The sequence below is a fragment of the Acidovorax sp. LjRoot66 genome (genome assembly GCF_964253305.1).
Classification (GTDB): Bacteria; Pseudomonadota; Gammaproteobacteria; order Burkholderiales; family Burkholderiaceae_C; genus Acidovorax.
On sequence record NZ_CAXUQU020000002.1, the window covers coordinates 41364 to 61718 of the forward strand.

Below are 20355 nucleotides of genomic sequence, written 5' to 3' on the forward strand. Positions count from 1 at the left end.
AATCCCCTATGTTCCGCACCCTGCTGAAATCCAAAATCCACCGCGCCACCGTCACCCACTGCGAGCTGCACTACGAAGGCTCTTGCGGCATCGACGAAGACCTGCTGGAGGCGAGCAACATCCGCCCCAACGAACAGGTTCACATCTGGAACGTCAACAACGGCGAACGGTTCATCACCTACGCCATCAGGTCGCCGCGCGGCAGCGGCATCATTTCGCTCAACGGCTCGGCCGCCCGGCGCGCCAGCGTGGGCGACCTGGTGATCATCGCGGCCTTCGGCATGGTGCACGAAGACAAGCTCGACGAGGCCGTGCCCAAGCTGGTGTTCCCCGACGCTGCCAACCGCATCGTCGAGACTCGCAGCGAGCCCGCAGGTCCGCAGGCCGGCGACCCGGTCATCCTGCCCCTGGGCGCCGAGCTTTGACGCAGCCCGTGTCGGCCAACGCCGCCTGGCGCCAGCGCAGCCCTGGTGGGTCAACCTGTTCGGCCACAACCACCCCGCGATCCGCGCCGCGCTGATCGACCAGCTGCACACACTGGACCACGTGATGCTTGCAGGCTTCACCCACGGGCCAGTGGTTGAACTCTCCGAACGCCTGGCCGCGCGCACCGGCCTGGGCCACGCCTTCTACGGCAGCGACGGTGCCAGTGCCACGGAGTTCGCGCTGAAGATGAGCGCCCACCACAGGCGCAATGCGGGCCGGGCAGGCAAGTGCCGGTTTGTCGGTGTCGCCGGGGGCTACCACGGAGAGACGGTGGGCGCGCTGGCCGTGACCGACATCGCGCTGTTCCGTGAAGCCTACGCGCCGCTGGTGCGCATGGCCGCCACCGTGCCCAGCCCCGACGCCAGGCAGGCCGCGCCCGGCGACACCCCGGCCGACGTGGCCGAGGGGGCCGCCACCTCTCTGGGCGACTGGCTGGCCGAACACGCGCACGAGACCGCTGCGGTGATCATCGAGCCGCTGATCCAGTGCGCCGCCGGCAAGGCCATGCAGGGGTCGCTTCAGAAAACGGAAAATAAAGCACGTTAAGCTTTAACTATTCATATGAATATGACCGCGCTGGAAGTCACTCCAGCGCAGAACGTGACCGACGCTCCGAATCGACCCCATAAAAAGCCGGCAACGCGCTTGCCAACAACATTGCAATACCGCGACGGGATTGAAGACGCCATAGGCTGGCACAGCCAAGATAGATCGGACTTTCAATCCACTGTTTTTCGCAATGAGAAAGAAACTGGCGACATCAGCTTGACACATGGAATGAAAACTAATAAAATACCTACCAACTAATAGGTACATTAAAGCCAAACCATGAAAGTCAATTCAAATCTTTCGAAGCGTGCTGTCGTCGAGCCTTCAAGCTTAGAGTGGGTCGATTCGCCAACGGACGGGATTCAACGCCAATTACTTGAACGTGATGGCGGCGAAGTGGCACGTGCCACTTCGATTGTGCGTTACGTGCCGGGCTCCGCTTTTGAGGGTCACAAGCACGACTTGGGCGAGGAAATTCTGGTCCTGGACGGCGTGTTCAGCGATGAGTCCGGGAGTTACGGACCTGGCACTTACATCAAGAATCCACCAGGTTCTTCGCATGCACCGAGCTCCGCGACGGGTTGCACGTTGTTCGTCAAGTTGCGTCATCTTGATCTAGCAGATAGTCAACGTACTGTGATCGACACTCGCAAGGCAACTTGGTTTCCAGGCCTCGTGCCTGGTCTGTCGGTGATGCCCCTTTCTGAGTTCGACACCCAACATACGGCTTTGGTGCGCTGGGCACCGGGTACCCGATTCAATTCGCATCGTCACTACGGCGGTGAAGAAATCTATGTGTTGGAAGGCGTCTTTGAGGATGAGTTCGGAAGCTACCCTGCCGGCACATGGATGCGCAGTCCGCATTTGAGTGCTCACCGTCCCTTCAGCAATACAGGCTGCACCATCCTGGTCAAGACCGGCCACCTGCCAGTCGCCGAATCAAATGAGGCGCTTGCATGAAGCATTTCTCCGAAATCTCGCCGACCGCCGAGCGGGTGGTCGATGCCGCTGAAGGCTTGGTACAGCAGCACGGCTACAACGGCTTCTCATACGACGACGTGGCCCAGTTGGTAGGCATCAAAAAACCAAGTATCCACCACCACTTTCCCAAGAAGGGTGAGCTCGTGGCCGTGGTCGCACAGCGCTACACGCACCGGTTTCGTGAGGAGTTGCTGAGCATCGAAGGGCAGCATGCGAAAGCGCCTGACAGGCTAACTGCGTATGCGGCACTTTTCGAACGCACCTTCGCCAAGGACCGGCGCCTTTGTGTCTGCGGCATGTTGGGTGCCGAGTCGGACTCGCTGCCGGACGCCGTTGTGAGCGAGGTCGAGCGATTCTTTAAAGTCAATCTCGACTGGTTGACTCTTGTCGTTGCCGATGGTCAGCGTGCCGCGCTGATCACCTCGAATTCCACCCCAGAGTCTCTCGCAGAGGCATTCTTGTGCGCGTTGGAAGGCTCGATGATGGTGGGCCGTGGCATGCGGTCGTCACGCGGACCGGCCGAAGTTGGAAACACTTTTCTTTCCACCGTGTTGACCTGAGGTCGGCACTTTTTTTGCAACACAGCCATACCATTTAGTTGGTAGTCAAGGAGATTATTATGAGTACTGTATTTAATGGCAAGAAGTTGTTGGTCATCGGCGGCACTAGCGGGATGGGACTACAAACTGCCCGCATGGTTCTTGAGCAAGGCGGAAGCGTCGTCATCGTCGGTCACCGTGAAGACAAGGCCGAAGAGGCCCGCAAGGCGCTGTCGTCGTTGGGCACCGTGACCGCCCTGACTGCCGATCTCTCGCGAGCCGAAGATGTGAAGCGACTCCTGCATACCATCGATGAACACCACAAGGACATCAATCTTCTGGTCAACGCGGCTGGGGTATTCTTCCCGAAGGCGTTTCTTGAGCACTCGGAAAGTGATTACGAACAATATTTGACGTTGAATAAAGCGTTCTTCTTCATCACACAAAAAGTCGTGGCCAATCTCGTGGCCAGCGAGCGTCCCGGCGCCATTGTGAACATCGGCTCGATGTGGGGCAAGCAGGCGATTGCGGCTACGCCGTCGTCCGCGTATTCGATGGCAAAAGCAGGTTTGCATTCGCTGACCCAGCACCTTGCGATGGAGCTGGCATCCAAACAAATCAGGGTCAATGCCGTTTCTCCGGCGGTTGTCGAAACGCCGATTTACGAGGGATTCATACCCAAGGCCGAGGTTCATGGCGCCTTACAGGGATTCAACAGCTTCCACCCAATCGGCAGGGTTGGGACGCCACAAGACGTCGCCGAGGTCATCCTCTTCCTGTTGTCGGACAAGGCAGCATGGGTGACGGGCGCAATCTGGGACGTTGACGGCGGCGTGATGGCTGGCCGCAACACATAATGAGGGAACGAGAGGTGAACCGCCTTCCGTTTTCCGAGACGGGGCCATAGATTAACGCTTCGTGCGGGCGTGATGGTGTTGGCAGCGAAACCGCATCATGCTTTCTTGATTTATTTTCTTGCAACTGGGAACCTTAAAAAGGAGATTTCAACTATGCAATACCGTCAATTGGGAAAATCAGGTCTGCTTGTCTCGGAGCTGTGCTTCGGCACCATGAGCTTCGGCAAGCAGGGCTACTGGGAGAAAATCGGCGGGCTAGACCAGCCAGCGGCCCAGCATCTGGTCGATACCGCCCTCGATGCCGGCATCAATTTCTTCGACAGTGCCGATGTCTATTCCTACGGCCAGTCCGAAGAAATGCTGGGCAAGGCGCTCAAGGGCAAGCGCGACAAGGCGGTGATCGCCACCAAGGTTCGTGGGCGCATGAGCCCGGAAATCAACGACGTGGGCTTGAGCCGACACCACATCATGCAGAGTTGCGAAAACAGCCTCAAGCGCCTGGGCACCGATTACCTCGACCTCTACATCGTGCACAGCTTCGACTTCATGACGCCGCTGGAAGAAACGCTCTCGGCGCTAAACGACCTGGTACACCAGGGCAAGGTGCGTTATCTGGGCTGCTCGAACTATTTCGCCTGGCAGTTGATGAAGGCGTTGTCGATTTCCGAAAAGCACCACTGGGAGAAGTTCGTCTCGCTGCAGGCGCATTATTCGCTGGTCTCGCGTGACGTGGAGATCGAACTCGCCCCGCTGTGCCAGGATCAGGGTCTGGGCATCACTCCCTGGTCACCTTTGTGCGGAGGCTTTCTCAGCGGCAAATATCCGCGCGGCGCGCAAGGCCCCCAGGACGCCAGGCGCAGCAAGGAAGACCACAACTTCATCCAGATTGACGAGGCAGACTACGATATCTTGGACGAGGTGCAGCGCATTGCCGCTGCGCGCGGTGTCAGCGCAGCGCAAGTGTCGCTCAACTATTTGCTGCGCAAGTCCACCGTCAGTTCGGTGATCGTCGGCGCCACCAAGCCCGAACAGTTGCAGGACAACCTCAAGGCCGTGGAATGGCAACTCACGGTCGAAGAAGTCGCGGCGCTCGATGCCGTCAGCGCACCGCCGCGCCTGTATCCAAACTGGATGCTGGAATTTACCCGGCTTGACCGCGACAACCCGCAGATGATGATGTAGACCCAGCTTGCCGCCGATGGCGGAATGAACATCAAGCAAATACGTGCCCATTGGGACGAAATTCTGCGGCTGGCCACCTCAATCAAGCAGGGTACGGTGACGGCCTCGCTGATGCTGCGCAAGCTTGGCAGCTAACCAGCTTGCCGTCCACAGTGCGAAACACGACCACGCTGGCCCCATCGTCCAGTGCGAAGATCCGCAGCGGATCTGCAATAGTGCGGACGACCTGGACGACCTGGACGACCGGCGCAGGGGTTTGCATGGGCATCGCTTGAGCGACCCCATGCAGGCCAGGCGAGGCCATTAGAAACAGGCCGGCCACAGTGGCCAGCAGGCTACCCAGCACCGCAGGGGAAGCGACCAGAGAGGCCGCAATCACCAGGGCGCGGCTTTGTTGCACAAAGCGGCAACGCTGGGCTGGTAGCCGCGCGCACCTTCGAGCGCCAGGTGGTCGAGTTGCAGATTCGCGCCGCGCTGCTCAATCGCTTCACGCAATTGGGCCGCCCTCAAACCTTCGTAGTGGCGACCGTGGCATAACTCCGTCTGGGGTCAGGGGTGATTCGCCTCAAATTCAATTTACGCAACAAAGCCGGTGAGCGGACCATCACTGCGCGAGTGGTCGGGCATTGCGATGGTCGCCGGTGGCGTTCTCTTGTTGGCCTTCAAGCGTTGATGCGTCAGATTGAGCTATACCCTATCCTGATGTCAGGTGCTATGTGCAAACATCGTCAGAATAGAGTCGTAGTTTGTATTTATTGACATAAACCGCCAAGGGTAATAGATTTCATCCTGACACTTTTACCTTCGGAGGTATATTGCAAGGTCAACGCATCGGCTATATCCGCGTCAGCAGCTTCGACCAGAACCCTGATCGGCAACTGGAGAAAATCGACGTTGGCAAGGTATTTACCGATAAGGCTTCCGGCAAGGATACGCAACGTCCCGAGCTTGAAAGGCTGCTGGCCTTCGCCCGCGAGGGCGATACCGTGGTGGTGCATAGCATGGACAGGCTGGCACGCAATCTCGATGACCTGCGTCGCATCGTTCAGGGGCTGACACAACGGGGCGTGCGCATGGAGTTCGTCAAAGAAGGGCTGACGTTCACCGGCGAGGACTCACCGATGGCCAATCTGATGCTGTCGGTCATGGGAGCCTTTGCTGAGTTCGAGCGCGCCCTGATCCGTGAACGTCAACGCGAGGGAATTGTGCTTGCCAAGCAGCGCGGTGCCTACCGGGGACGAAAGAAATCGCTGAACGGCGAACAAATTGCCGAGTTGAAACGGCGAGTCGCGGCAGGCGATCAAAAAACCACGGTGGCCCGTGACTTCGGCATCAGCCGTGAAACCTTGTACCAGTACCTGCGGGAAGACTGACAATGCCGCGCCGATCAATCCTGTCCGCCACCGAGCGCGAAAGCCTGCTGGCACTGCCTGATGCCAAAGACGATCTGATCCGGCACTACACGTTCAACGACACCGACCTGTCGGTCATCCGTCAGCGTCGTGGCCCCGAAAATCGGTTGGGCTTTGCCATCCAGCTTTGCTATTTGCGATTCCCTGGCATTTTTTTGGGTGCAGATGAACCTCCGTTCCCGCCCTTGTTGCGCATGGTGGCCGCGCAACTCAAGGTGCCTGTGGAAAGCTGGAACGAGTACGGCCAGCGCGAGCAGACACGGCGGGAGCACCTGGTCGAGCTGCAAACGGTGTTTGGGTTCAAGCCTTTCACCATGAGCCACTACCGACAAGCGGTGCATACGCTGACGGAGCGGGCCTTGCAGACCGACAAGGGCATTGTGCTGGCCAGCACCCTTGTCGAAAACCTGCGACGGCAGAGCATCATCCTGCCCGCCATGAATGCCATCGAACGCGCGAGCGCCGAGGCCATCACCCGCGCCAACCGGCGTATTTACGCGGCGTTGACCGATTCTTTGTTATCACCCCACCGTCAGCGCCTGGACGAACTTCTCAAGCGCAAGGAAGACAGCAAAATGACGTGGCTTGCATGGCTGCGCCAGTCGCCCGTCAAACCGAACTCACGGCACATGCTCGAACACATCGAGCGCCTCAAGGCGTGGCAGGCGCTTGACCTGCCCACAGGCATCGAGCGACAGGTTCACCAGAACCGACTGCTCAAGATCGCCCGCGAGGGCGGCCAGATGACGCCCGCCGACCTGGCCAAGTTCGAGTCGCAGCGGCGTTACGCCACCTTGGTAGCACTGGCCATCGAGGGCATGGCCACCGTCACTGATGAAATCATCGACCTTCACGACCGCATCATCGGCAAGCTGTTCAACGCCGCCAAAAATAAGCATCAGCAGCAGTTTCAGGCTTCCGGCAAGGCGATCAATGACAAGGTGCGGATGTACGGGCGCATCGGTCAAGCCCTGCTGGAAGCAAAACAGAGCGGCGGCGATCCGTTCGCCGCCATCGAGGCGGTCATGCCGTGGGACACCTTCGCCGCCAGCGTCACGGAGGCGCAAAAGCTCGCACAACCGGAGGGCTTCGACTTCCTGCACCGCATCGGTGAAAGCTATGCCACATTGCGCCGCTATGCGCCGCAGTTCCTAGACGTGCTCAAGCTGAGGGCCGCACCAACCGCCAAGGGCATGCTCGATGCCATCGACGTGCTGCGCGGAATGAACAATGACAACGCACGCAAGGTGCCCGCCGACGCACCAACCGAATTTATCAAGCCACGCTGGGCCAAACTGGTGCTCACAGACGATGGCATCGACCGTCGCTACTACGAGCTGTGCACCCTGTCGGAGTTGAAGAACGCGCTGCGCTCGGGTGATGTCTGGGTGCAGGGGTCACGCCAGTTCAAGGACTTCGACGAATACCTGGTACCGGTCGAGAAGTTCGTCACTCTGAAGCTGGCCAGCGAGTTGCCGCTCGCCGTGGCCACCGACTGCGACCAATACCTGAAAGACCGGCTGACGCTGCTGGAAGCGCAGCTTGCCACCGTCAACCGCATGGCGGCGGCCAACGACCTGCCGGATGCCATCATTACCGAGTCCGGCCTGAAGATCACGCCGCTGGACGCGGCGGTGCCGGAGACCGCGCAAGCCCTGATCGACCAGTCGGCGATGTTGCTGCCGCACGTCAAGATAACCGAACTGCTGATGGAAGTTGATGAGTGGACAGGCTTCACCCGGCACTTCACGCATTTGAAGAGCGGCGACACTGCCAAGGACAAGACCTTGCTGCTGACGACGATCCTGGCTGATGGCATCAATCTTGAACTCACCAAGATGGCCGAGTCCTGCCCTGGCACTACCTACGCCAAGCTGTCGTGGCTGCAAGCCTGGCACATCCGGGATGAAACGTATTCGACGGCGCTGGCCGAGCTGGTCAACGCGCAGTTCCGGCAACCTTTCGCCGCGAACTGGGGTGATGGCACCACTTCGTCGTCGGACGGCCAGAACTTCAGAACTGGCAGTAAAGCAGAAAGCACTGGTCATATCAACCCGAAGTATGGAAGCAGTCCCGGACGGACTTTCTACACCCATATCTCCGACCAGTACGCGCCCTTCAGCGCCAAGGTGGTCAACGTAGGCGTTCGTGATTCAACTTACGTGCTTGATGGCCTGCTGTACCACGAGTCGGACTTGCGCATTGAGGAGCACTACACCGACACGGCAGGCTTCACCGATCATGTGTTTGGTTTGATGCACCTGCTGGGCTTCCGCTTCGCGCCGCGCATCCGTGACCTGGGCGACACCAAGCTGTTCATCCCCAAAGGCGATACGGCCTATGACGCGCTCAAGCCGATGATTAGCAGCGATCGGCTGAACATCAAGCAGATACGCGCCCATTGGGATGAAATCTTGCGGCTCGCCACCTCGATTAAGCAGGGCACGGTGACGGCCTCGCTGATGTTGCGCAAGCTCGGCAGCTATCCACACCAGAACGGTCTGGCTGTCGCCTTGCGCGAGTTGGGGCGTATCGAGCGCACGCTGTTCATTCTGGATTGGCTGCAAAGCGTGGAACTGCGCCGGCGCGTTAATGCCGGGCTAAACAAGGGCGAGGCGCGCAACGCGCTGGCCCGCGCCGTGTTCTTCTAACGATTGGGTGAAATCCGTGACCGCAGTTTTGAGCAGCAACGTTACCGGGCCAGCGGCCTTAACTTGGTGACGGCAGCCATCGTGTTGTGGAACACGGTCTATCTGGAACGGGCAAACAACGCTTTGAACGGGCACGGCAAACCGGTAGACGACACGCTGTTGCAATACCTGTCACCGCTGGGTTGGGAGCACATCAATCTGACCGGCGATTACCTCTGGCGCAGCAGCACCAAGGTCGGCGCGGGCAAGTTCAGGCCGTTGCGACCGCTGCCACCGGCTTAGCGTGCTTTATTTTCCGTTTTCTGAGACGACCCCATGCACGACCCGCTGTACCTGAAACGTGAAACGCGCGCGTGAGCTTTGCGACCGGCACCAGGTGCACCTGGTGCTCGACGAAATCGCGGTCGGCTTCGGCCGCACCGGCACACTGTTCGCGCACGAGCAGGCGGGCATCCGCCCCGACTTTCTCTGCCTCTCCAAGGGCCTGACCGGCGGCACGCTGCCACTGTCGGTGGTGCTCACCACCGACGCGGTCTATGCCGCCTTCTACGACGACGAGGTGGCGCGCGGCTTCCTGCATTCGCACAGCTACACCTGCAACCCGCTGGCCTGCCGCGCCGCGCTGGCCACGCTGGACTTCTTCGCGCAGACCGACGCGCTGCGCCAGAACCTGGGCACCAGCGAGCGGCTGGCCGCGCAGTTCGCGCCGATCTCCAAGCACCCGCGTGTGCGCTTCGATCGACGCAAGGGCATGGTCTTCGCGTGGCACGTGCTCAGCACGCCTGCCCGACTTCGGCCGCCGCTATGCCCGCCACGCGCTGGCGCAGGGGCTGCTGCTGCGCCCCATCGGCCACACAATCTACGCCATCTTATCGACGATGCCCTGGTGCGACAGTAGTGGTCACACCACCTCCAAATCCACCATCGCCTCGATGCACAGGTTGCGTTCGTACAGCAGCAACGCGCGGATCGCGCGCAGCCTGACCGCCAGGCACGAGGCGTCGGGAGCGAAAGCCAGCTCTTCGGTCAGCGCCGAGGTGCTGTCTGCCAGGGCCTCACGATGCCGCCCCGCCTTGAACAGCAAGGCGGAAAAGATCACCCGCACCCACATGTGGCCGAAAAGCGAAGGAGCCTCCCCGAACTTCACTTGCACCTCGCGCAAGGACTTGGTGGCCTCGGTGAAACGTCAATTGCATTTGTGCGCATAGGCCAGAACCGTTTGTGCGGCGCCATAGTGGAATGGGTCCTGATCTTGTGGTCCTGCCGGCCACTGGCGCACAAAGACCTGGCATAGCGGCGCAAAAAAGCATCATGGGACGACGACTTTGTCCAAGGGCCTGCAACAACGCCAGCAAGCCGCTCTCGACCACTGCCGCCGCGTCAATGGCCCCCATCGCGACCGGCTCCGACGGGCCTCCGATCGCATTCAACAAGGAGCGAACAAAGAACACCTGGTCGCGCCAGGAAGCATCGAGTCCCACCCACACGGGGTCTGCGTCTTTGCAAGCGCGAAGCCATCCGCCCATCAATGTCGTCTTGCCATAGCCGACCGGCGCAACGATGGCCACGATCCGATCATGCATGGACAAGGGCGCAATCGCCCGCCGCGCCACTGTGGCCGTCGTCAGGTCAGGAGGAGCCCCCTCGACTGCCGCCTGGGAGGACGGCGCAGCAAGCTGCGGCCACCGAAATCCCGCGTTGGGTTGGGTCATGTCCTCAGACACTCAGAAGGCGCACGACGACGCTGCTTCACGCTGGAGGTCCGGCCGCCCGGAATCGCGGCAGCGACACACTACCACCGACGGGTTCGCAAACCAACTCGACAGCCATGTCGAAAGTGACTGCTGAAGGGTCTGCGCCGATGAAGGAGCTGATCATCCGCGGACCTTCTTCGAGTTCGACCAGCAGCACCGCATAGGGCGTGTCCTGTTTGAAAGCCGGGCCGGGCGCCCGGTGAACCACGCTGAACGAATGCACCTTGGCGCGACCGCTGGCGGCGCGGTGCTCTAGGCGCTCGCTACCGCACTCACGGCAGATCGCCTGTTGGTAGAGCTGCACGTGGCCGCACGCTGGGCAGTGCTGCAGCAGCAGCTTGCCCTCCTGAATGCCGCGCCAATAGATGTCCGAATCTGCATCCGGCATCGGCTGTGGCTTGAGGTGGGCGTCTTTGAGGTTGATCACAGCGTGGCCTCCGTTCCCAGGATGGTGGTGGCGTTGGTCGCAAAACCGGCGCCCAGGCTGTGCACCAGGCCAAGTTCAGCGCCCGCGACCTGGCGTTCACCGCAGCTTCCGCGCAGCTGGTTGACGACCTCGTAGAAATGAAACAGCGAACCCGGCATGCCCGAGTGCGCAAACGACAGCAGGCCTCCATGGGTGTTGCAGGGGATGGCGCCGCCGTAGGTGATCTGCCCGTCCTCGACGAAGCGCCCACCTTCGCCCTTGGGGCAGAAGCCGAGGTCCTCCAGCATCATGATCACCGTGCCGGTGAAGCAGTCATAGACCCCGGCCACGTCGATGTCCTTTGGCCCGCAGCCGGCCATGGCGTAGGCCTTGGCGCTCGACTGCACCGCGCCCGTGGTGGTCAGCGAGGGCATCAAGAAGATGTGCTCGTGCGTGTAGCATTCGCCGCCGCCGAGGATGTAGATGGGCTTGGCAATTCCCAGCGCCCTGGCGCGCTCGGCCGAGGTGACGATGAAGGCTGCTGCGCCGTCGGAGATGAGCGAGCAGTCGAGCTTGTGGTAGGGCGTTGTCACCCAGCCGGAATTCAGCACGTCATCGACGCTCAGCGGATCGGTCATCTGCGCCCCCGGCGTGCGGCGTGCGTGTTCGCGGTGGATCACCGCCACCTTGGCAAATTGCTCGGAGGTGGTGCCGAACTCCTTCATGTGGCGATGCGCTGTCATGGCGAAGGTGTTGGCCACGGGAATGCCGAATGGCATTTCGTATTGCTGGTCCCGGCTTTCGGTCATCGAGCGCAGGGCCAGGTCGGGCGACAGACCAGTCAGCAGGCTGTCGCCGCCCACCACCAGAACGGTCTCGGCCAGGCCGCCAGCAATGGCGGCGGCGGCGATGTTGAACAGGGTGGCCGCCGTGGCGCCGGAGACCTGCATCGTGTTGGAGAACGTCGGCTGGATGCCGAGGTACTCACTGAAGGCTACGCTGAATCGGTGAAACGGCGAGGCGAAGGCGGAGCTGGAAAGCACGCCATCGACCTCGTGCTTGCCGATGCCGGCATCGGCAAGCGCCTTGCCTGCTGCGTCGGCGGCCAGCGCGAGCGCGCTCTTGCCCGGCACGCGGCCGACGGCCGAAATGCCGGCGCCGATGATCGCGGTTTCACCGCGGAGACTGCGCGGCGATGAGTTCGTTTGAGGGGTCATGATTGAGTGTCCAGAGTTGGAGGTCACGCCCCCGAAGCATGCACGCGTTGTCGCAATTGCGCCTTCAAAATTTTCCCCACCGGGTTGCGCGGGATGATGTCAAGGTACTCAATATGCTCGGGCAGCTTGTAGACCGCCACGCCAATTTGTTTCAAGTGGTCAACGATATCTTCCAGCGTCGGCAGCCGGGCCTTGTCCTTGGGCACGACGTAGATACAGGTCTTCTCGCCCATGATTTCGTCGGGCACCGCCACCGCTGCTACCTCTTGCACACCGGGGTGGGTGAGTACCAGGTTCTCGACCTCGGCGGCGCTTATATTGAAACCACCACGAATGATGATGTCCTTCTTGCGGTCAAAAAAGCCGATGTGGCGTTCATCGCGCACGATGAAAAAATCACCGGTGCGAAAGAAACCGTCGGCCGTGAACGAATTCTGTGCGAGGTCTGGCCGCCGGTAGTAGCCGGCAAACACGTTGGGTCCGCGATAGACCAACTCGCCCACCTCGCCTGGCTGCGTGCATTCTTTGTCTTGCTCGTCAAGCAGCTTGGCTTGTACGCCTTCCATTGTCGACGGCCATTCAAGTCCCGGCTTGCCCCACCAGGGAAAATGTTCCGATCGCATAGCGAAATCCGGCACGTCAACCGGGCCGCCAACCAAGCCTGTGCCCTCGGTCTGCCCCCACAGGTTGCAGATCTCGATGTTCCAGCGGCGCTTGAACTCCTCCATGCTCCAGCGCGAGGGCGGCGCTGAGCCTGTGGCGATTGAGCGGATGGATGACAAATCGAGGCTGTCGACATTGGGCAGCTTGAGGATCATGTTCAGGATTGCAGGCACCAGAATCGTGAACTGAACCTTTTCCGTGAGTATTTGCTTGAGGAACAGTTCGACATTGAGCGGATGGTGCAGCAGCAGCGTGCCACGCGCTGCCAGCCAGCTCAGCCAAGCCACGGCACCCGTCATGTTGACCATCGGTGCTGGTGCCAGTACACGGTCACCCTCTTGAATGCCCGCCGTATTGGGCACCAGCCGCATCTGGTAAAGCCAGTTGTTGTGCGACATCGGACAGCCCTTGGCATGTGATTCAGTACCCGAGGACCAGCACAGGCTGAAAATATCGTTGGCACTGACGCTGACAGCGTCCAGCAGGGCCTGGTCTGGTGCCTGTGCGGCCAAAGCGGTGACGTCTTCAATCGCCAAGGTGGCGTAGCCTAGCTTGGCAGCCATCGAAATGTGGTCGAAGCCCTTGAAATTTTTTACGCCGATGTAGAGCTGCGCCTGACTGGCCTCTGCGACGTTGCGCAACTCGGTTTCGCGCCACTGCATGGCCACCGGAGACAGCACGCCTCCGGCACGGGACACAGCAAAGTACAACGCAATCAACTCCCAGACATTGGGCAACTGCGCAACCACAACATCGTTTTTTTTTAGTCCACGGAGAATCAGCCCGGTGGCAATCGCGTCGACGGCTTTGCCGAACTCGCTCCAAGTTACCGAGGTGGCGGGCGTGCCGATCAGCGCCTCACGGTCTGGTGTATCGACGATGGCCACCCGTTGCGGAACATCGACAACATGTGCCGCAACCACATCAAGCAGGGTGCGGTCCCCCCAAAGTTTGGCGGCAGTGTAGCGTTCAATCGTAGAAGGCGAATGCAGGATCATGAATAGTGTCTTCAGAAAATTTGTTTAAATAAATGAAAGGCTTTGATCAGCTCTGGGGATCGAAGCCATGGAAGCTGGTGAACCTCTCCACCTCGCCACGTTCAGTGATGAAGGCGTTCTCCGGGGCGGACGGGTCTTCGTGACCCAGGGCAATGCCGCATGCGAGGATTTCGTGGTCGCCGATCGGCAGCTGGGCCCGGGCCACCTTGTGGTACCAGGCAATCGCTGCCTGCGCGCAGGTGTGCAGGCCCTGTGCGCGCGCAGCCACCAGAATGTTCTGGATGAACATGCCCAGGTCCATGAAGCTGCCGGTGTTCAAACGGCGGTCGAGCGTGACGAGCAGCCCCACCGGCGCTTCGAAGAACGTGTAGTTGCGCAGCATCTGCCGCTCGCGTGCCGCCGCGTCGTCGCGGGCGATGCCCAGGCTGGCATACAAACCGAAACCGCAGCGACGCCGGCGATCCAGATAGGGTTCGACCCAGGTGGTGGGGTAATAAGCGTACTCGGGCTGGTGGCGATCAGGCTCGTGCGTGGCCGCCTCGATGAAAGCATCACACAGAAGCTGCCGGGCTTCACCCGCCACCGCGTACACCTTCCACGGCTGCACGTTGTTGCCACTCGGAGCCCGCGCCGCCACGCTCAGAATTTGCTGCACGACCGAAGGAGCAACGGCCGTGGGTAGAAAACGCCTGACCGATTTCCGGCTGCGAATCGCTTCGTCGACATGCATGGATGAACCGCCTTTCTAACAAGCCAAATAGAGGAAACTAAAAATTCAAGCTGGACGCGCACTGGACGCCAGCACGACGTTCGACTACCATTGTGGCATGAATTCTAACAAACAACCGTTTGACTGGGTGCCCACGCCTGAATTGATAGCGTCCTCAAATCTGACCGCCTTCCTGCGCAAGGTGGGTGAGCTCTGGTTCGAGGACCTTGCTACGCGTGCCGATGCCGACCCCGTGTGGCTGATGCAGGAAGTGTTCGAATTCTGCGACTTCCGCTTTTTCAAACCCTACACGCAGATGCTCGACACCTCGCGCGGTATTGAATGGGGTCGCTGGTGTGTCGGCGGCACCACCAACATCGTGCTGAACTGCCTGGATCGGCACCGCGGCACGCCGGTGTGGGATCAGACCTTCCTGGTGTGGGAAGGTGAAGACCCGAAAAACCGCAAATCATTAAGCTACGGCGAGTTTGACGCCGAAGTCTGTCGCCTGGCCGCGGCGTTGCAGTCGCTGGGTATTGGCCGAGGCGACCGGGTCGGCCTGTACCTGCCCAACCTGCCGGAGACCTTCGTCGCGTTTTTTGCCGTACTGAAGATTGGCGCCGTGTTGATGCCGCTGTTTTCGGGCTTCGGGCCGCAACCCATCGTCGCCCGCCTGAACGACGGCCAAGCCAAGGCGGTGCTGACGGTGGACGGCACTTGGCGGCGCGGCACGCCCGGCGTCATGAAGTCGGTGCTGGACGAAGCCCTGCGCGAGACACCCAGCGTGCAGCACGTGATGGTGCTGCGTCACCTGGGTGAAGCGTCCCCATGCCCGATGACGCCCGGGCGCGACCACGACTGGGCCAGCCTGGTCGCCGTCCAGCCCCATGACATGCCGACCGCCGAGATGGCCTCCGAGGCCCCCGCCGTGTTGCTCTACACCTCGGGCACCACCGGCAAGCCCAAGGGCTGCATATGGACCCACGTGAGTTTCCTGGGCTCGATGGTCACGCGCGACATGCACATCTGTGCCGATTTCAAGTCGAGCGACCGTTTCTTCTTCATGAGCGACATGGGCTGGATGGTGGGCGCCATGTGCGCCTGCATTCCGAGCTATTTCGGCGGCAGCCTGCTGGTGGCCGAAGGCACGCCCGACTTCCCCGACACGGGCCGCTTCTGGCGCCTGGTGCAAGATCACAAAGTCACCTACCTGGGTGTCGCGCCCACGCTGATCCGCAGCCTGATGCGCTACGGCGACGAAGAAGTCCAGCGCTACGACTTGTCTTCGCTGCGCATCACCTGCTCCGGCGGCGAGGCCTGGACCGAGGCGCCCTGGCGCTGGTTCTTCAAGCACATCTGCAAAGAGCGATTGCCGTTCCTCAATATTGTCGGCGGCACCGAAGTGGGCGGCTGCAACTTCACCGGCACCCTGCACCATCCCTTGCGGCCAGGCTCGTTCGGCGCGCGCGGGCTCGGCGCCGGGGTTGACATCGTCGATGAAAGCGGCCAGCCGGTCGGCGCGGGCCAGGTCGGCGAGCTGGTGCTGCGCAACCCCAACATCGGCTTCACCAAGAGCCTGTGGCGCGACGACGAACGCTACCTCGACAGCTACTGGCGCACCATTGCGGGCGTCTGGGTGCATGGCGACTTTGCGATGCGCGATGCGGACGGCCTGTTCTACATCCTCGGACGCAGCGACGACACGATTAAGGTCTCAGGCAAGCGCACCGGCCCGTCGGAGATCGAAACCCTGCTCACCGGCACCGGCAAGGTGTCAGAGGCGGCGGTGATCGGCGTGCCCGACGAGATCAAGGGCTCGGCCATCGTCTGCGTCTGCGTGCCGATGCCCGGCGTGGCGGCGGACGCGGCGCTGCAGGCCGAACTGTCGCAGGCGGTCGTCCATGGCATGGGCGCCTCCTACCGCCCCCGGCAGGTGCTGCTGGTCAGCGACCTGCCCAAGACGCGCAACATGAAGATCATGCGCCGCGTGGTGCGGGCGGTGTACAAGGGCGACAGTCCGGGCGACTTGTCGTCGCTGGTCAACCCGGAAACGGTGGCCGAGCTGCAGGGCAAACTTGCAAAAGCTTGAGCCTGGTTGTGCGCCACATCCTGCCCTGACGGGCAGGATGTGGCCCCGGATTTTTCACGCCTCTGACGATGTCGCCGCAGTATGCGACGCCGTAAGCAAATCGCAAACAACCTGCAGTTCCTCGTCGTCACGCGGCCCATAGACCATCACGATGTTCCCGGGCAGGCCATATTGACCCGCCAGCGGATGCAACTCCGCCCAGCCGTTTTCGATGACCTGGGGAACGATCTCGGGCGGCAAGGTCATGTGCAGACTGCCGTCACTGGGCGGGTGGATGTGGGCAAACTCCTTGCCGAACATGAAGGCGCCGAAGGACTGGCATCCGCATCGCGGTAAATATAAGGCGCGCGCTCCGGGAACAGACACCTGGCTCGGACCAACTTCCACGCCGCCCAGGGACTGCCCCCTCTCGAAAACCAGCTCTTGCAGTTCTACCGGCGCATTCTGTTCAAGCTGCGTATGCGGATTGCTTGGCGTCGTCCGCGGGCGAGCGCCACGGCGCTGATGGCTGAGATAACTTGTCATGCGGTTCTCCGTCTTCGCGCTTCATCGTTTGTCGCTGCACACCTGCCGCGTGGGTTACAGGAAACACCCCTCGGCGACAGGCGCCTACCGGCCCAGCAAGCCACCGCCACTCAGACCCCGCCTTCCTGGCCGAACCTGAAGCCGGAGACGGTGACGCCGCCAAAGAAGCCTTCCTCGTGGTACACGCACACGGCTTCATCATGCCCGGCGGCACCCACCGCCACCATCAGGGGCAGCAGATGGTCTTCTTGCGGATGGGCCACGTGGGCGGCCGGCGCGTCTTGCCAGTCGATCAGCCGCTGCGCACGCTGGTGCGGCTCGGTGGTGACCAAGGTCTGCTGCAGCCAGTCGTCGAATTGCTTTGACGGCACCGCGGCGGACGGCCCCATGCGGCGCAGGTTGTGGTAGCTCAGGCCGCTGCCGACGATCAGCACGCCCTGCTCGCGCAGCGGCGCCAGGGCACGGCCGACGGCCAAATGCTCCGCCGGGTCATAGCCCGCGCGCAGTGACAGTTGCACGACCGGCACATCGGCCAGCGGGTACATCACCACCAGCGGCGCGAAGCTGCCGTGGTCAAAACCGCGCTGGGCATCAAGCAGCGCCGAGAACCCTGCGCTCTGGATCAACTGCCGCACCTGCTCGGCCAGCGCTGGCAGGCCCGGTGCCGGGTACTGGACATGGTAGGTATGTTCGGGGAAGCCAGAGTAGTCGTAAACCATGGGCGGCCGTTCGGCGGCCATCACGGTGAACTCGCGCTCCTCCCAATGGGCGGAGATCACGAGCACGGCCTTCGGTTGGGCGCCGAGCTGGCGTGGCATATCCCGCAGGGACTGCGCCAGACGGTCGTACATGCCGTTGGACTGCGCCATCATGTATGGTCAGGGTCCGCCGCCGTGCGAGATGAAGTAGGTCGGCAATCGCTCCGTTGTCACGGGCATGGTCCGCTCTCACAGAGCTTTATGCGTGCCGTCGCAAAGCGCGCCGTTCTTGCTTTGCTTGCAGACGCAAAAATAGACAGTCTTGCTTTCGTCGGCGCTGTACTTGGTCGGCACGAACTCGCCGCCCTTGTGGCTGCCGTCGCAGAACGGCTGCGATTTGCTGAGACCGCAGGCACACCAGTAGTAGTCCTTGCCTTTTTCCACGTCGATTGCGAACGGCGTGGTGGCGGCGATATGCGGCTTACTCATGTTGAGCTCCTGAGGATGATTAAGAAGTGATACGGCATTGGTTGAAGGCATCAACGAAAGCGCGGCTGATGGGCAGCCTCTTTGAGACTGGATGTCTACCCGACTGACCATGAGGAATAGCTTAATGTTTAATTTTGGTTAATCAATAGCTGTATTATTAACACATCATTTCCTCACAAGAATCCGCCATGGATCGTCTGACCAGCCTTCGCGTTTTCAGGGAAGTGGTCGAGGCTGGCAGCTTTTCCCGCGCCGCGGCGCGCCTCACCATGTCCGCTCCGATGGCCAGCAAGCATGTCGCCCAGCTCGAACGAGACCTCGGTGCGAGGTTGCTGCACAGGACCAGCCGCAAGCTCAGCCTGACGGAGGCCGGCGCGATGTACTACGCACAATGCCGCGAGGCGCTCGACACGCTGCAGGCTGCCGAAGCGGCGCTTCGGCAAAGCGCGCAGGCACCACGCGGACAATTGAAAATCAGCGCGCCCGTCTGGTGTGCAAACCGGCATTTCGCCAGCGTACTCGCGGCCTACCGCAACACCTATCCGGAGGTGCTGGTCGACATGCGACTGGAGAACCGCAAGATCGACCTGGTCGCCGACGGCTACGACCTCGCGCTGCGCGCCACGCGCGAACTGTCCCCGGCGCTGATTGCACGGCCGATTTGTCCCGTGCAGTTCCACCTGGTCGCAACCCCGGCTTACCTGAAGCGCGAAGGCTCTCCGCGCAGACCCTCCGATCTGGTCAGGTGCAGCGCCGTGGTACCCAACTACGTGAACCTCGATGGCCTCGAAATGCAGGGACCTGCCGGCAAGGCGCGGATCAAGCTGAATGCGGTGATGCGCTCGGACGACAGCACGCTCACCTATCACGCGATGCACGCCGGCATGGGCATGGCGTTCCTCCCCGAATGGACGGTCGACGACGATCTGGCCGCGGGCTGCCTCGCGCGCGTGCTGCCGACCTACACGGTGCCCCCTTTCACGCTGTATGCGGTTTACACGAATCGGCAGTACGTGACACCCAAGCTGAGAACCTTCATCGACTTCTTCAGTGAAGCGCTTGGCGGGGGCAAGTCGTTAGCGCAACAGCCGGATCGATGAACCGAAACTGTTGCAAGCCCCGGGTGTCGATCACTTCGCCGCTGATCGTGGGCACAAAAGCGGCGGCTAAACAGACCGCACAAAATCAACGATGGACACATCGGCAGCAAGCACGCGCTGGCCGATCAACACATTCCAGTGCGCCTCCGAGCCATGCGCCATGCGCCACTCGTGCAGGCGCCGGGTCAGCAATTGCAGGTCGTATTCTTCCGCAATACCGATAGCGCCGTGCAGTGCATGCGCGATGGAGGCGACCAGAACCGCCGCCTCACTGGTGCGGGACTTGGCCATCGCTGCGGCGAGCAGGGACGGTGCCGCAGCGTCGGTGTGGAAGGCCGCTTCGGCTGCCATCGAGGCAGCAGCCACATGTTCGGCCATGACGCTCAACTGGTGCTGCACCGCCTGGAACTTGCCCAGGGTTTTGCCGAACTGGATGCGGTCATTGCAGTGTTTCAGTGTCATTTCGAACACACGGGTCATGGCCCCGCTGAGCAGGGCGGCGTGCAAGGCCGCCGCGAACGTCGGCAGCAGCTGGCCAGCGCCGGGCACGTGCGTCGCGACGCGCGCATCGGACCAGCGCAGGGTGGCCGTCAGGCTCCCGTGCACGCCGCTTGCTTCACGCTGCGCCGCTGCGCAATGCAGCAGCAACAAGGCATCACCATCTTGGGCCAGCACGAAATCCGCCAGCATGCCGTAAGGTGTGAATGAGCACACGATAGCGCCACCGGCCTCGCGCCGCAACGCAGCGCCCAGCGTAATCATGCCGCTGGGCATCGCAAACTGCGACCCCAGCAGCGCTCGCGCCACAATCGTCTGCGCCACCGGCACCGGCACCGTGTAGCGGCCGAAGCTGCACAGTATCGGGAACAGATCGGTCAGCGGGAGGCCGGCACCGCCAGCGTCCTCGGACGCCAGCAGTTCGAGGAAGCCGGCACCTTGCAGCGCCTGCCACAGCTTAAGCGGCGAGCCGCCCGCTTCAATCGCGCGCACCACGGCGGGCGTGCACTGGTCCTGGAGGATATCTTCAATCGCTTGTGCAAACATGGAATG

At 61.4% G+C, this 20355-nt stretch carries 18 protein-coding genes and 5 pseudogenes; 14 read left to right on the forward strand and 9 right to left on the reverse strand.

Annotated features, from left to right (window positions below; translation table 11 throughout):
• Window positions 1–8: 8 nt before the first annotated feature.
• The 12 genes and pseudogenes from panD to ACSQ3Y_RS32515 all read left to right on the forward strand — a co-directional run.
• Window positions 9–425 carry an aspartate 1-decarboxylase gene (gene panD, locus ACSQ3Y_RS32460; protein WP_436180231.1) on the forward strand — a complete coding sequence of 139 codons (417 nt, stop codon included), beginning with the start codon at window positions 9–11 and terminating at the stop codon, window positions 423–425.
• A pseudogene (locus ACSQ3Y_RS32465) lies at window positions 337–993 on the forward strand (aminotransferase class III-fold pyridoxal phosphate-dependent enzyme); the annotation flags it as partial. The gene panD and the pseudogene ACSQ3Y_RS32465, both read left to right, overlap by 89 nt.
• Window positions 994–1053: 60 nt before the next feature.
• Window positions 1054–1293: a hypothetical protein gene (locus tag ACSQ3Y_RS32470; RefSeq protein ID WP_324345350.1), complete on the forward strand. Its 240-nt coding sequence runs from the start codon at window positions 1054–1056 to the stop codon at window positions 1291–1293.
• 21 nt (window positions 1294–1314) lie between these two features.
• Window positions 1315–1995: a cupin domain-containing protein gene (locus ACSQ3Y_RS32475; protein ID WP_324345348.1), complete on the forward strand. Its 681-nt coding sequence runs from the start codon at window positions 1315–1317 to the stop codon at window positions 1993–1995.
• A complete protein-coding gene (locus ACSQ3Y_RS32480; protein WP_436180232.1) occupies window positions 1992–2576 on the forward strand; it encodes a TetR/AcrR family transcriptional regulator in 585 nt (194 codons plus the stop codon). Before ACSQ3Y_RS32475 ends, ACSQ3Y_RS32480 begins: the two co-directional genes overlap by 4 nt.
• A gap of 59 nt (window positions 2577–2635) precedes the next feature.
• Entirely contained in the window at window positions 2636–3412 is a 777-nt protein-coding gene (locus tag ACSQ3Y_RS32485) for an SDR family NAD(P)-dependent oxidoreductase (protein WP_324345344.1), read from the forward strand.
• Window positions 3413–3565: 153 nt separating this feature from the next.
• Window positions 3566–4594, forward strand: coding sequence for an aldo/keto reductase (locus tag ACSQ3Y_RS32490; RefSeq protein ID WP_436180233.1), 1029 nt, complete (start codon window positions 3566–3568; stop codon window positions 4592–4594).
• Window positions 4595–4612: 18 nt separating this feature from the next.
• Window positions 4613–4726, forward strand: a pseudogene (locus ACSQ3Y_RS32495) (Tn3 family transposase); the annotation flags it as partial.
• A 288-nt stretch (window positions 4727–5014) separates the two neighbouring features.
• Window positions 5015–5131: pseudogene (locus ACSQ3Y_RS32500) on the forward strand (IS5/IS1182 family transposase); the annotation flags it as partial.
• Window positions 5132–5409: 278 nt separating this feature from the next.
• Window positions 5410–5967: a recombinase family protein gene (locus tag ACSQ3Y_RS32505; RefSeq protein ID WP_436180234.1), complete on the forward strand. Its 558-nt coding sequence runs from the start codon at window positions 5410–5412 to the stop codon at window positions 5965–5967.
• Between the two features lie 2 nt (window positions 5968–5969).
• Window positions 5970–8939 (forward strand): annotated as a pseudogene (locus ACSQ3Y_RS32510) (Tn3 family transposase).
• Between the two features lie 58 nt (window positions 8940–8997).
• A pseudogene (locus ACSQ3Y_RS32515) lies at window positions 8998–9526 on the forward strand (aminotransferase class III-fold pyridoxal phosphate-dependent enzyme); the annotation flags it as partial.
• Window positions 9527–9558: 32 nt separating this feature from the next.
• On the opposite strand, the gene ACSQ3Y_RS32520 reads toward ACSQ3Y_RS32515, so the two are convergent.
• From ACSQ3Y_RS32520 to ACSQ3Y_RS32540, 5 genes are all read right to left on the reverse strand, one after another.
• Window positions 9559–9819 (reverse strand): hypothetical protein, encoded by a 261-nt coding sequence (locus tag ACSQ3Y_RS32520; RefSeq protein WP_436180496.1) that lies wholly within the window; start codon window positions 9817–9819, stop codon window positions 9559–9561.
• A 587-nt stretch (window positions 9820–10406) separates the two neighbouring features.
• Window positions 10407–10838, reverse strand: a complete 432-nt coding sequence (locus ACSQ3Y_RS32525) for a Zn-ribbon domain-containing OB-fold protein (protein ID WP_372658014.1) — start codon at window positions 10836–10838, stop codon at window positions 10407–10409.
• Window positions 10835–12034 carry a thiolase C-terminal domain-containing protein gene (locus ACSQ3Y_RS32530; protein ID WP_436180235.1) on the reverse strand — a complete coding sequence of 400 codons (1200 nt, stop codon included), beginning with the start codon at window positions 12032–12034 and terminating at the stop codon, window positions 10835–10837. Before ACSQ3Y_RS32530 ends, ACSQ3Y_RS32525 begins: the two co-directional genes overlap by 4 nt.
• A gap of 23 nt (window positions 12035–12057) precedes the next feature.
• Window positions 12058–13695 (reverse strand): class I adenylate-forming enzyme family protein, encoded by a 1638-nt coding sequence (locus ACSQ3Y_RS32535; RefSeq protein ID WP_436180236.1) that lies wholly within the window; start codon window positions 13693–13695, stop codon window positions 12058–12060.
• Window positions 13696–13741: 46 nt separating this feature from the next.
• The gene (locus ACSQ3Y_RS32540) at window positions 13742–14425 is read right to left on the reverse strand and encodes a nitroreductase (RefSeq protein WP_436180237.1); all 684 of its coding nucleotides are present in this window, start codon (window positions 14423–14425) and stop codon (window positions 13742–13744) included.
• Between the two features lie 97 nt (window positions 14426–14522).
• On the opposite strand from ACSQ3Y_RS32540, the gene ACSQ3Y_RS32545 reads away from it, so the two are divergent.
• Complete coding sequence (locus ACSQ3Y_RS32545) at window positions 14523–16493, forward strand: AMP-binding protein (protein ID WP_436180238.1); 1971 nt, start codon at window positions 14523–14525, stop codon at window positions 16491–16493.
• Window positions 16494–16547: 54 nt separating this feature from the next.
• Here the strand turns inward: ACSQ3Y_RS32545 and ACSQ3Y_RS32550 are convergent, their stop codons facing one another.
• The 3 genes from ACSQ3Y_RS32550 to ACSQ3Y_RS32560 all read right to left on the reverse strand — a co-directional run bounded on the left by ACSQ3Y_RS32550 (window position 16548) and on the right by ACSQ3Y_RS32560 (window position 18205).
• The gene (locus ACSQ3Y_RS32550; RefSeq protein ID WP_177134699.1) at window positions 16548–17018 is read right to left on the reverse strand and encodes a luciferase domain-containing protein; all 471 of its coding nucleotides are present in this window, start codon (window positions 17016–17018) and stop codon (window positions 16548–16550) included.
• A 110-nt stretch (window positions 17019–17128) separates the two neighbouring features.
• Window positions 17129–17890, reverse strand: coding sequence for a DODA-type extradiol aromatic ring-opening family dioxygenase (locus ACSQ3Y_RS32555; protein WP_246309221.1), 762 nt, complete (start codon window positions 17888–17890; stop codon window positions 17129–17131).
• Between the two features lie 75 nt (window positions 17891–17965).
• Window positions 17966–18205, reverse strand: coding sequence for a CDGSH iron-sulfur domain-containing protein (locus ACSQ3Y_RS32560; RefSeq protein ID WP_436180239.1), 240 nt, complete (start codon window positions 18203–18205; stop codon window positions 17966–17968).
• A gap of 188 nt (window positions 18206–18393) precedes the next feature.
• Here ACSQ3Y_RS32560 and ACSQ3Y_RS32565 point away from each other — a divergent pair, with 188 nt between their 5' ends.
• Window positions 18394–19305, forward strand: a complete 912-nt coding sequence (locus ACSQ3Y_RS32565) for a LysR family transcriptional regulator (protein ID WP_008905403.1) — start codon at window positions 18394–18396, stop codon at window positions 19303–19305.
• Window positions 19306–19371: 66 nt separating this feature from the next.
• Here the strand turns inward: ACSQ3Y_RS32565 and ACSQ3Y_RS32570 are convergent, their stop codons facing one another.
• On the reverse strand, window positions 19372–20349 hold the full coding sequence (locus tag ACSQ3Y_RS32570; protein WP_436180240.1) for an acyl-CoA dehydrogenase family protein: 978 nt from the start codon (window positions 20347–20349) through the stop codon (window positions 19372–19374).
• Between the last annotated feature and the right edge of the window lie 6 nt (window positions 20350–20355).